10 protein-coding genes are annotated in these 11,230 nt (G+C 72.4%); 7 read left to right on the forward strand and 3 right to left on the reverse strand.

Features of this window, described 5'->3' with window-relative positions:
• Window positions 1-13: 13 nt before the first annotated feature.
• Both DY262_RS14610 and DY262_RS14615 read right to left on the reverse strand, forming a co-directional pair.
• Complete coding sequence (locus DY262_RS14610; RefSeq protein ID WP_116959845.1) at window positions 14-1,276, reverse strand: c-type cytochrome; 1,263 nt, start codon at window positions 1,274-1,276, stop codon at window positions 14-16.
• Window positions 1,273-2,022, reverse strand: a complete 750-nt coding sequence (locus DY262_RS14615) for a c-type cytochrome (RefSeq protein WP_425459296.1) — start codon at window positions 2,020-2,022, stop codon at window positions 1,273-1,275. Before DY262_RS14615 ends, DY262_RS14610 begins: the two co-directional genes overlap by 4 nt.
• 107 nt (window positions 2,023-2,129) lie before the next feature.
• Here DY262_RS14615 and DY262_RS14620 point away from each other — a divergent pair, with 107 nt between their 5' ends.
• Window positions 2,130-3,533: an aminotransferase-like domain-containing protein gene (locus DY262_RS14620; protein ID WP_116959848.1), complete on the forward strand. Its 1,404-nt coding sequence runs from the start codon at window positions 2,130-2,132 to the stop codon at window positions 3,531-3,533.
• Between the two features lie 35 nt (window positions 3,534-3,568).
• On the opposite strand, the gene DY262_RS14625 is transcribed toward DY262_RS14620, so the two are convergent.
• A complete protein-coding gene (locus DY262_RS14625) occupies window positions 3,569-3,907 on the reverse strand; it encodes a hypothetical protein (protein ID WP_116959850.1) in 339 nt (112 codons plus the stop codon).
• Between the two features lie 150 nt (window positions 3,908-4,057).
• On the opposite strand from DY262_RS14625, the gene DY262_RS14630 reads away from it, so the two are divergent.
• The 6 genes from DY262_RS14630 to DY262_RS14655 all read left to right on the forward strand — a co-directional run bounded on the left by DY262_RS14630 (window position 4,058) and on the right by DY262_RS14655 (window position 11,118).
• A complete protein-coding gene (locus DY262_RS14630; protein ID WP_181936512.1) occupies window positions 4,058-5,254 on the forward strand; it encodes an ROK family transcriptional regulator in 1,197 nt (398 codons plus the stop codon).
• A gap of 140 nt (window positions 5,255-5,394) precedes the next feature.
• Window positions 5,395-6,888: a sugar ABC transporter ATP-binding protein gene (locus DY262_RS14635; protein WP_116959853.1), complete on the forward strand. Its 1,494-nt coding sequence runs from the start codon at window positions 5,395-5,397 to the stop codon at window positions 6,886-6,888.
• Window positions 6,869-7,870 carry an ABC transporter permease gene (locus tag DY262_RS14640; protein WP_116959854.1) on the forward strand — a complete coding sequence of 334 codons (1,002 nt, stop codon included), beginning with the start codon at window positions 6,869-6,871 and terminating at the stop codon, window positions 7,868-7,870. Before DY262_RS14635 ends, DY262_RS14640 begins: the two co-directional genes overlap by 20 nt.
• 59 nt (window positions 7,871-7,929) lie before the next feature.
• Complete coding sequence (locus DY262_RS14645) at window positions 7,930-8,892, forward strand: substrate-binding domain-containing protein (RefSeq protein ID WP_116959855.1); 963 nt, start codon at window positions 7,930-7,932, stop codon at window positions 8,890-8,892.
• Window positions 8,893-8,917: 25 nt separating this feature from the next.
• Window positions 8,918-9,976, forward strand: coding sequence for a sugar phosphate isomerase/epimerase family protein (locus DY262_RS14650; protein ID WP_116959856.1), 1,059 nt, complete (start codon window positions 8,918-8,920; stop codon window positions 9,974-9,976).
• The gene (locus tag DY262_RS14655; RefSeq protein WP_116959857.1) at window positions 9,973-11,118 is read left to right on the forward strand and encodes a Gfo/Idh/MocA family protein; all 1,146 of its coding nucleotides are present in this window, start codon (window positions 9,973-9,975) and stop codon (window positions 11,116-11,118) included. The genes DY262_RS14650 and DY262_RS14655 overlap by 4 nt, the downstream gene beginning before the upstream one ends.
• Window positions 11,119-11,230: the final 112 nt, after the last annotated feature.

The following is an 11,230-nucleotide window of genomic DNA, read 5'->3' on the forward strand; positions in this document are numbered from 1 at the left end:
GCGGGGCGCTCCTTCACCGGACCTTCTGCACGTCCAGCGGCAGCACGCGCGAGGCGGTGTTGCCCCAGGCGCCGCGCACGTAGCTGGCCAGCGCCGCGATCTCGGCGTTCGACAGCTCCTGCCCGAAGGGCGGCATGCCATAGGGCCGGGGATTGCCGGGCGTGCTGGGCGGGAAGCCGCCGCTGACGATCACGCGCACCAGGTTCGCGCTGGAGGCCATGGTCACCGTGCGGTGCCCGGCCAGCGAGGGGAACTCGGGCGCGGCGCTGGTGCCGTTCTCTCCGTGGCATTGCGCGCACTTGGCCTCGTACAGGCGCTGGCCGAGCACCAGCACCTGGGGTTCGGCCCGCTCCGTGTCGGGCGCGGCCGGCGCCACCACGGGCAGCGACTTCAGGTAGGTGGCCATGGCGTTGAGGTCCGCCTCGTCCAGGTGGCGGGTGCTGCCGGCCACCACGTCGGCCATGGGGCCCAGGGTGGCACCGCGCGCGCTGTGGCCGTCGCGCAGCAGGCGAACCACCTCGGCCAGCGGCCAGTCCTGCACGCCGGCTTCCCGGGGCGAGGCCAGCGAGGGCGCGTACCAGCCCTGCATGGGGATCTGTCCGCCGCTGAAGTCGGGCTCGCTCGCGGTGGCGCCCAGCGCGTTGCGCGGCGCGTGGCAGGCCATGCAATGGCCCAGGCCCAGGGTCAGGTAGGCGCCGCGGTTCCACTCGGCCGACCGCGTGTTGTCCGGGCGGAACGGCTCGGGCGAGAAGAACAGCGTGCGCCAGGCCACCAGCGCGGTCTGCGTGCCGTAGGGGAAGCGCAGGTCGTGCACGCGGTTGGGCGCGCGCACCGGCGGCAGGCTCATCAGGTAGGCGTGCAGGGCATCGCTGTCCTCGCGCGTCACGCGGGCGTAGTCGGGGTAGGGGAAGGCGGGGTAGAGCAGGCGGCCGTTGCGCGACTGGCCGTGGTGCAAGGCGCGCCAGAGGTCGTCGGCGCTCCAGCGGCCGATGCCGGTGTCGGCGTCGGGCGTGAGGTTGGAGGCGTACACCGTGCCGAAGGGCGTGGCGATGCCCAGGCCGCCCGCGTAGGCCGCGCCGCCGCGCTCGGTGTGGCAGGCCGCGCAGTTGCCGGCCCTGGCCAGATAGGCGCCGCGTTCCACGAGTTCGGCGGTGACCGGCACGGCCGCGCCGGGCTCGATGGGCAGCAGCGCGGTGGCCTGGCGCACCCACAGCGCGCCCGCGCCCACGAGGCCGAGCAGCAGCACGGCGGCGAAGGTCCAGCGGCGGGCGCTCATTTCAGCACCTCCGCGCTGCCGCAGCGCATGGGCCAGGGGTCGGGCGCGGCGCTGGCCGGCGCGGGCCCGCCCGTGACGGGCTGCGAGGACAGCCACACCGCCATCGCGCTCACGTCCTCGGGGCTCAGGCGGCGCGCGATCTCGCCCATGCAATCGGGCGCGCTGGCCTGGCGCTGGCCATTGCGCCAGGCACCGAACTGGCCCAGCAGGTAGTCGCGCGGCAGGCCCAGCAGGCCGGGCATGGCGGGCTGGATGCCGGTCATCGCGGCGCCGTGGCAGGACGCGCAGGCGGGGATGCCCAGGGCCGGGTCGCCCAGGCGCACCAGCTGCTCGCCGCGCGCCAGCACGGGCGGCGGCGCGCCGGTGGTCTGCGGCGCGGGGTAGGGCAGGTCCAGGCCGGCGAAGTAGTCGGCGATCTCGCGCAGGTAGGCGTCGGACATGTGGTCGACCAGGTAGGTCATGGTCGGGTTGATGCGCCGGCCCGCGCGGAAATGCTGCAGCTGGTTGTAGAGGTAGCCCGCGGGCTTGCCCGCGATGCGCGGGAAGTAGCCCTGGTTGGTGGCGCGCCCGTCCTGACCATGGCAGGCCACGCAGGCCAGCATGCGCCGCGCCATCGGGTCGGTGGGCAGGGGCTCGGCGGCCTGAGCGCTCAGCCCGGGCAGGGCCAGGGTGGCGGCCAGCAGCAGGCCTTTCCAGAAAGGGGTGCGCGGGCCCCGGGGCGCGTGGAGGGTCTTGTCGGCGGTCACGGCCCCGACTGTGCGCCCGGCGCGGCGCCGGCGGTAGGCTCAGATTGCGTTCAAATCGACCGGATCAGCCGCATCAGATCGGCCGCCCACCGAGAGAGCCCCGCCCCGTGACCACCAAATACGAAGCGCTCGCCAAGGACATCGAAGCGCTCATCGCCAGCGGCACGCTGGCCATCGGCGACCGCCTGCCCTCGGTGCGCGACACCGTGGCCGCGCGCGGCCTGAGCCCGGCCACGGTGTTCGAGGCCTACTACCTGCTGGAGGCGCGCGGCCTGGTCGAGGCCCGCCCGCGCGCGGGCTACTTTGTGAAGGCCGTGCCCGCGCCGCGCGAGGAGCCGCGCAGCGCCACGCCGCACCAGGGCTCGCGGCCGGTGGCCATCCACGACGTGGCGCAGGCCGTGCTGGGCCCCGTGCGCAACCGCCAGGTGGCGCCACTGGGCTCGGCCTTTCCCGCGCCCGAGCTGTTCCCGCTCGATCGCCTGGCGCGCGGCATGGGCGCGGCCATGCGCCGGCTCGACCCGCGCCAGCTGCTGGAAGACCTCACGCCCGGCAACGCCGAGCTGCGCCGCCAGATCGCGCTGCGCGGCGTGGCGCAGGGCGTGAGCACCGGCGTGGACGAGGTGGTGGTCACCAGCGGCGCGATGGAGGCGCTCACGCTCGCCCTGCAGGCGGTGACGCAGCCGGGCGACGTGGTGGCCATCGAATCGCCCGCCTTTTATGGCTGCCTGCTGACGCTGGAGCGGCTGCAGCTGAAGGCGGTGGAGGTGGCCACGCACCCGCGCACGGGCGTGCAGCTGGACTCGCTGGCCGAGGTGCTGCGGCGCCACCCCGTGAAGGCCTGCTGGTTCATGCCCAATTTCCAGAACCCGCTGGGCGCGCTCATGCCCGAGGACGCCAAGCGCGAGATGGTGGCGCTGCTCGCCCGCCACGGCGTGCCGCTGATCGAGGACGACGTCTACGCCGAGCTGTACTTCGGCGCGCAGCGCCCGCTGCCGGCCAAGGCCTGGGACCGCGAGGGCGGCGTGATGCACTGCAGCTCGTTTTCCAAATCGCTGGCGCCGGGCTACCGCGTGGGCTGGGTGTCGGCGGGGCGTTTCGCGCCGCAGGTGAACCGGCTGAAGTTCATGAGCACGCTGGGGGTGTCGGTGCCCTCGCAGCTGGCGGTGCTGCACTTTCTGCAGCACGGCGCGTTCGACAAGCACCTGCGCCAGCTGCGCGCCGCGCTGGCCGCGCGCCAGCAGCGCGCGCTGCTCGCCATCGAGAAGCATTTTCCCGATGGCACGCGCGTGACGCGGCCCGAGGGCGGCTACTTCCTGTGGGTGGAGCTGCCGGACGCGGTGGACGCGATGGCGCTGCAGCAGGCGGCGCTGGCGCGGCACATCAGCGTGGCGCCGGGTTCCCTGTTCTCGGCGGACAAGCGCTTTCGCCACCACCTGCGCCTGAACGTGGGGCATCCCCGGCTGGAGCAGCTCGACGCGGCGCTCAAGACCCTGGGGCGCCTGGTGGGCTGACGCCGTCCCGGTCCCGCGCCGCCGCGGCGGCGGGCTCAGCGCGCGTCGGTCAGCACCGCCCGCAGCGGCTCCGGAATGGCGCGCGGCGGCAGCCGGTGCAGCTGCGCCACCGCCGCCAGGAAGCCCTCGCGGTCCGCGCGCACCGGCCCCAGGTAGCGCAGCACGCCGGCCGGCCGGCAGATCGCCACGCTGGGAAACGCGGTGATGCCCAGCTCGTCCGCGTCCAGGCCCTCGTCCTCGATGTCCACCCAGAGCAGCGCCTCGGCGGGCAGGCCGGCGGCCACCTCGCGGAAGGCGCGGCACTGGGTGCACCACTCGGCGCAGAGGACCACGATCGAGACCTCGGGCGGCAGGGGAAGGGCACTGGGGTTCATGGCGGAGGTGGAGTCGCCGATGGGCCGGTCGTTCCCCGGCCCGCCTCAATTTGGCCTGAGTTGGGTCAAAGTTCGGACTTTTCGGGCCGAATTCGGCCCACTAGCATCCCAGGCAATGCCAGGCCGCCGCGCCGGCAGAGGAGACAAAACGTGAGCTGGAAAGGCCTCAAGAACGGCGAGAAGACACTGCTCGACCACGTGTTCTGGTCGAGTGGCATCTCGCGCGACGCGCTCGCGGCGGTGTCCTCGTATTCCAAGAGCCGCGCCAACGCCGCCGTGGCCGAGCTGCTCGAACAGGGCCTGCTGGAGCCGACCGGCGAACTCGCCAGCACCGGCGGGCGTCGCGCCGAAACCCTGCGCCTGAGCCGGGGCCTGGGCGTGCTCATCGGCGTGGCCGTGGGCGCCACCGGCCTGGAGGTCGGCGTGCTCAGCCCCGACCTCACCGTGCTCGCCCACCACAGCGAACCCGCGGACGTGCGCGACGGCCCCGCGCCCGTGCTCTCGCGCATCCGCGCGCTCATGCGCGAGCTGCTCGCGCGCTGCGGCGTGCCGCCGCGCCAGGTGATCGCCATCGGCATCGGCCTGCCCGGCCCGGTGGACTTCGACACCGGCCAGCTCGTGAACCCGCCGCTGATGCCGCAGTGGGACGCCTACTCCATCCGCGACGACCTGGCGGCCGACTTCAGCGCGCCCGTGTTCGTGGACAACGACGTCAACGTGATGGCGCTGGGCGAGCTCTGGCGCATGCAGCGCGGCCTGCAGAACTTCCTGGTGGTGAAGGTGGGCACGGGCATCGGCTGCGGCGTGGTCTGCCACGGGCAGGTCTACCGCGGCGCCAACGGTTCGGCCGGCGACGTGGGCCACATCTGCGTGGTGCCGGACGGTCCGCGCTGCCACTGCGGCAACCTCGGCTGCGTGGAGACGCTGGCCGCCGGCCCCGCCATCGCGCGCATGGCCACCGAGGCGGCCGAGGCCGGCCAGAGCCCGCGGCTGGCGCGCCTCATTGCCGAGCGCGGCCCGCTGCGCCTGCAGGACGTGGCCGAGGCCAGCCGCGCGGGCGACATGGCGGCCAACCAGGTGGTGCAGCGCGCCGGCGCGCTGGTGGGGCAAATGCTGGCCTCGGTGGTGAACTTCTTCAATCCCTCGCACGTCTTCATCGGCGGCGGCATCACGCGCGTGGGCCCGCTGTTCCTGGCCGCCGTGCGCCAGAGCGTGTACCACCGCTCGCTCGCGCTCTCCACGCGGCACCTGGAGATCCAGTACACGCCGCTGGGCGAGCGCGCCGGGCTCATCGGCGCGGGCGTGCTGGCCATGCAGGAAAGCCTGCGGCAGATGGAGGCGGCGTAAGTGAAACACCCCGCGCGCCGCTTCGCGGCTCCCCCCTCTCTCGCCTGCGGCGGGAGGGGGGCGCACCCTGAGGCCTGGCGGAGCCAGTTCCTCGGGTGCATTGGGGGCGAGGCTTGCGCTCGCCGGCGGGGGGCGCTGACATGAATGGCGTGCGGGTGGCGCTGGGGGGCATCGTCAAGCGCTTCGGCGCGGTGCAGGTGCTGCACGGCGTGGACCTGGCCTTCGAGCCCGGCCGCATCGTCGGCCTGCTGGGCGAGAACGGCGCCGGCAAGTCCACGCTGATGAAAATTCTGGCCGGCTACGAATCGCCCAGCGCGGGCGAGCTGCGGGTCAACGGCCGCCCGGTGCGCTTCGATGGGCCGCGCGCCGCCGAGGCCGAAGGCATCGTGCTGATCCACCAGGAATTCAACCTGGCCGAGGACCTCACGGTGGCGCAGAACATTTTCCTGGGCCACGAGAAGCGGCGCGGCGGGTGGCTGGACGACGCCGCCATGCGCGCCGTGGCGCGCCGCGTGCTGGACGACGTGGGCCTGCGCCAGCTGGACCCCGACGCGCGCGTGCGCGAACTCATCGTGGCGGAGCGCCAGCTGGTGGAGATCGCCAAGGCCCTGTCGCGCCGCGCGCGCGTGCTCATCATGGACGAGCCCACGGCCACGCTCACGCCCGGCGAGACCGGCCGCCTGTTCGAACTCGTCGCGCGTCTCAAGGACGAGGGTGTCGCGGTTGTCTTCATCTCGCACAAGCTCGACGAGGTGGAACGCCTCACGGACGAGGTGGTGGTGATGCGCGACGGCCGCGTCGTGGCGCGCGAGCCCACGGCCGCGCTCACGCGCGCGCAGATGGCGAAGCTGATGGTGGGCCGCGAGTTGGCCGACCTCTACCCGCCGCGCGCCGAGGTGCCGGCCGGCGCGCCGGTGCTGCTCTCGGTGCAGGGGCTCAGCGTGCCCGGCTGGGCGCAGGACGTCAGCTTCGAGGTGCGCGCGGGCGAGATCCTGGGCTTCGCCGGCCTGGTGGGCGCGGGGCGCACCGAGCTGTTCGAAGGCCTGCTGGGCCTGCGCGAGCGCACCGTGCGCGCGATCGACATCGCGGGCGTTCCCTGCCGGCCGCGCTCGCCGCGCGAAGCGGCCAACGCCGGCCTCACCTACCTGAGCGAGGACCGCAAGGGCCGCGGCCTGCACGTGCGCTTCGGCCTGCGCGAGAACCTCACGCTCATGGCCCTGGAGCGGCACGCGCGGCCCTGGCTCCAGCCCGCCAGCGAGGCCGCCGCGCTGGAGCAGGCGGTGCGCGAGTTCGGCATTCGCTGCGGCTCGCTGGACGTGAGCGCAGGATCGCTCTCGGGCGGCAACCAGCAGAAGCTGGCGCTGGCCAAGGTGCTGCACCCCGGGCCGCGCGTGGTGGTGCTGGACGAGCCCACGCGCGGCGTGGACATCGGCGCCAAGCGCGAGATCTACGCCCTCATCCGCCGCCTGGCCGACGAAGGCCGCGCGGTGGTGGTGGTCTCGTCCGAACTCATGGAACTCATCGGCCTGTGCCACCGCGTGGCGGTGATGCGCGCGGGCCGCCTGCAGGCCACGCTGTCGGCCGTGCAGCTGAACGAACAGGAGCTGATCGCCCATGCCACCGGAACGCACTGACGCCGGGGTCGCCCCGGCCCCGACCGGCCGCGGCCGGCGCCTGCCCAAGCTCGGCCCGCTGCTCGGCCTGGCGCTGCTGTGCGTCGCCGGCACCGTGCTCAATGGCGAGTTCGCCACCGTGGACAACGCCATGAACGTGCTCACGCGCACGGCCTTCATCGGCATCATCGCCGTGGGCATGTGCTTCGTCATCATCTCGGGCGGCATCGATCTGTCGGTGGGCTCCATGGCCGCGCTGATCGCTGGCGTGACCATCCTGCTCATGAACAAGCTGGTGCCGCTGGGCTGGCCGCCGGTGGCGCTGGTGCTGGTGGGCATGGCCACGGCCGTGCTGCTGGGCGCGCTGTTCGGCCTGGCGCACGGCCTGCTCATCACGCGCGGGCGCATCGAGCCCTTCATCGTCACCCTGGGCACGCTGGGCATCTTCCGCGCCTACCTGACCTACTTCGCCGACGGCGGCGCGCTCGCGCTGGACAACGACCTGGCCGACGCCTACGGGCCGGTCTACTACGGCAGCCTGCTGGGCGTGCCGATCCCCGTGTGGGTGTTCGCGCTGGTGGCCGTCGGCGGCGCGCTGCTGCTGCAGCGAACGGCCTACGGCCGCTACGTGCAGGCCATCGGCTCCAACGAGCAGGTGGCGCGCTACGCCGCGGTGGACGTGGACCGCACCAAGGTGCTCACCTACACCCTGCTCGGCGTGTGCGTGGGCATCGCCACGCTGCTGTACGTGCCGCGCCTGGGCTCGGCCTCGCCCACCACCGGCCTGCTGTGGGAGCTGGAGGCCATCGCGGCGGTGATCGTGGGCGGCACCGCGCTGCGCGGCGGCGCCGGCAGCATCGGCGGCACGGTCATCGGCGCCATCCTGCTCTCGGTCATCAGCAACATCCTCAACCTCACCAGCATCATCAGCGTGTACCTCAACGCGGCGGTGCAGGGCTTCGTGATCATCGCCGTCGCATTCATGCAGCGGCGGCGTCCCTAGGGCTTGCAACAAGGCCCTGTTTTCCTCTGTCAGCACCACCACCCCTCAAGGAGACACGCATGAAGTACCGTTCCCGTCTGCTCGCGCTGGCCGCCGTGGCCGCGCTGGGGCTGTCCAGCCCGCTGCTGGCGCAGGCCCAGAACAAGGTGAACCTGGGCGTGGCCATCCCGGCCGCCACCCACAGCTTCGCCGCCGGCCTGGTGTACTGGGCCAACGAAGCGAAGAAGGAACTGGAGAAGGACCCCAACATCAAGGTCACCATCAAGACCGCCAGCGGGGCGCCCGAGCAGGCCAACCAGCTGCAGGACCTGGTGACCGCGACCAAGATCGACTCGCTGGTGATCCTGCCCTTCGAATCGGCCGCGCTCACGCGCCCGGTGCAGCAGGTCAAGGCCAAGGGCGTGTACGTGACGGTGGTCGACCGCGGCCTGACCGACACCAGCGCGCAGGACGCCTACGTCTCGGGCGACAACACGGCCTTCGGCAAGGTGCCGGCCGAGTACCTGGCCAAGTTCCTCAACGGCAAGGGCAACATCGTCGCGCTGCGCGGCATCCCCACCACCATCGACAACGAGCGCATGGACGCCTTCACGGCGGTCATGAAGAACCACCCGGGCATCAAGATCCTGGACGCCAAGCACGGCAACTGGAACCGCGACGACGCCTTCAAGGTGATGCAGGACTTCCTCACGCGCTTCAAGGAAATCGACGCCGTGTGGGCGGCCGACGACGACATGGCCTTCGGCGTGCTGCGCGCCATCGAGCAGGCCAAGCGCAAGGACATCAAGATCGTGTTCGGCGGCGCGGGCGCCAAGTCCATGGTCAAGACGCTCATGGACGGCAGCAACCCGCTGATCCAGGCCAACGTGTCCTACTCGCCCAAGTTCCTCTACGAGGCGATCAAGATGACCGCGCTGGCGCGCCGCAAGGGCGAGAAGCTGCCGGCCTCGACCATCGTGCCCTCGGTGCTCATCACCAAGCAGAACGCCAAGGACTTCTACTTCCCGGATTCCCCTTTCTAAGCCGGCGTTCGCCAGGAGGACCCGCATGAAAACCATTCAAGGACCCGGGATCTTCCTGGCCCAGTTCATCGGCGCGGCCGCGCCCTTCAACACGCTGGAGGGCCTGGCGGGCTGGGCCGCCTCGCTCGGCTACCAGGGGGTGCAGATCCCCACCAGCGACGCCGCCCTCTTCGACCTGAAGCGCGCCGCCGAGAGCGATGCGTATTGCGACGAGGTGAAGGGCCTGCTGGCCGCGCACGGCCTGCGGGTGACGGAACTCTCCACCCACCTGCAGGGCCAGCTGCTCTGCGTGCACCCGGCCTATGACCTGCAGTTCGACGCCTTCGCGGCGCCCGAGGTGCGCGGCAACCCGGCCGCGCGCACGGCCTGGGCGCGCGAGCAGCTGCTGCTCGCCGCGAAGGCCTCGCAGCGGCTCGGCCTGAAGGCCCACGCCACCTTCTCGGGCGCGCTCGCCTGGCCCTACCTCTACCCCTGGCCGCAGCGCCCGCCCGGCCTGGTGGAGGCCGCCTTCGCCGAACTGGCGAGGCGCTGGCGACCCGTGCTCGACGCCTTCGACGGCGCGGGCGTGGACGTCTGCTACGAGCTGCACCCCGGCGAGGACCTGCACGACGGCATCACCTTCGAGCGCTTCCTGGACGCCGTGGGCCAGCACCCGCGCGCCAACATCCTCTACGACCCCAGCCACTTCGTGCTGCAGCAGCTCGACTACCTGGCCTTCATCGACCACTACCACCAGCGCATCCGCGCCTTCCACGTGAAGGACGCCGAGTTCCGGCCCAACGGCCGGCAGGGCGTGTACGGCGGCTTTTCGAACTGGATCGACCGCGCCGGGCGCTTCCGCTCGCTTGGCGACGGGCAGGTGGACTTCAAGGCCATCTTCTCCAAGATGGCCCAATACGGCTACGCCGGCTGGGCCGTGCTGGAGTGGGAGTGCTGCCTCAAGCACCCCGAGGACGGCGCGCGCGAGGGCGCGGCCTTCATCCGCGAGCACATCATCCGCGTGGCCGACCGCGCCTTCGACGACTTCGCCGCCAGCGCGGGCGATCCGAAGACGCTCGCGGCCTTGCTGGGCCTGGCGCGATGAGCCACGACCGATCGACGCGCCGCATCCGCCTGGGCATGGTGGGCGGCGGCGAAGGCAGCTTCATCGGCGCCGCCCACCGCATCGCCGCAAGGCTGGACGACCAGTTCGAGCTGGTGGCCGGCGCGCTCTCGTCCACGCCCGCGCGCGCGCACGCCAGCGCCGCCGCGCTGCACCTGCCGCCGGAGCGCAGCTACGCCGACTACGCCGAGATGGCGCGCGCCGAGGCGCGGCGGCCCGACGGCATCGACGCCGTCGCCATCGTCACGCCCAACCACCTGCACGTGCCGGTGGCGCGCGCCTTCGTGGAGCAGGGCATCCACGTGATCTGCGACAAGCCGCTGGCCACCTCGCTGGCCGACGCCGAGGCGCTGGCGCAGCGGGTACGCGAGCGCGGCGTGTTGTTTCTGCTGACGCACACCTACAGCGGTTACCCCATGGTGCGCCAGGCGCGCGAGCTGGTGGCCGAAGGCGCCATCGGCGAGGTCCGCATCGTGCAAGTGGAGTACGCGCAGGACTGGCTGGGCGAGCCGCTCGAGCGCCAGGGCAACAAGCAGGCCGCCTGGCGCAACGACCCGAAACAGGCCGGCCCGGCGGGCGCGCTGGGCGACATCGGCACGCACGCCTACCACCTCGCCGGCTACGTGAGCGGCCTGCGCCTGGGCGAGCTGGCGGCCGAGCTCAGCACCTTCGTGCCGGGCCGCCCGCTGGACGACCACGTGCAGGTGATGCTGCGCTACGAGGGCGGCGCGCGCGGCCTGTTGTGGGCCAGCCAGGTGGCCAGCGGCAGCCGCAACGGCCTGCGCCTGCGCGTGTACGGCAGCACCGGCTCGCTGCAGTTCGACCAGGAGAAGCCCGAGGAACTGTGGCTCACGCGCCCCGGTCAGCCGTCCCAGTGCCTGTACCGCGGCGTGCCTGCGCGCGCCGGCGTGGCGGCCCTGCCGCACCGCATCCCCGCCGGCCACCCCGAGGGTTACCTGGAGGCCTTCGCCCAGCTCTACCGCGACTTCGCGCGCGCCTGGCGCGGCGAGGCCGGGGTGGCGCTGCCGGGGCTGGCGGAAGGCCTGGAGGGCATGGCCTTCGTCGAGGCCGTGCTGCGCAGCCACCGCGAGGGCATGCGCTGGGTGCGCTTGTTCACGCCCTGAGCCGGAAAAACCGGGGTCGCGGTCGACAGACGGTCTTGGTTTGTTACCAAGCGTGTAGGATCGACCTTTCATTTACTGCATTTGCAGTAATTTTTGGGCGAGCAGGACCGAG

Origin of the sequence: Hydrogenophaga borbori (genome assembly GCF_003417535.1) — a bacterium.
GTDB lineage: Bacteria > Pseudomonadota > Gammaproteobacteria > Burkholderiales > Burkholderiaceae_C > Hydrogenophaga > Hydrogenophaga borbori.

Excerpts from the sequence above, each read along its gene's own strand:
- DY262_RS14625 (WP_116959850.1), bottom strand. The coding sequence starts at position 3,907 with ATGAACCCCAGTGCCCTTCCCCTGCCGCCCGAGGTCTCGATCGTGGTC.
- DY262_RS14635 (WP_116959853.1), top strand. The coding sequence starts at position 5,395 with ATGAATGGCGTGCGGGTGGCGCTGGGGGGCATCGTCAAGCGCTTCGGC.
- DY262_RS14640 (WP_116959854.1), top strand. The coding sequence starts at position 6,869 with ATGCCACCGGAACGCACTGACGCCGGGGTCGCCCCGGCCCCGACCGGC.
- DY262_RS14655 (WP_116959857.1), top strand. The coding sequence starts at position 9,973 with ATGAGCCACGACCGATCGACGCGCCGCATCCGCCTGGGCATGGTGGGC.
- DY262_RS14645 (WP_116959855.1), top strand. The coding sequence starts at position 7,930 with ATGAAGTACCGTTCCCGTCTGCTCGCGCTGGCCGCCGTGGCCGCGCTG.
- DY262_RS14610 (WP_116959845.1), bottom strand. The coding sequence starts at position 1,276 with ATGAGCGCCCGCCGCTGGACCTTCGCCGCCGTGCTGCTGCTCGGCCTC.
- DY262_RS14650 (WP_116959856.1), top strand. The coding sequence starts at position 8,918 with ATGAAAACCATTCAAGGACCCGGGATCTTCCTGGCCCAGTTCATCGGC.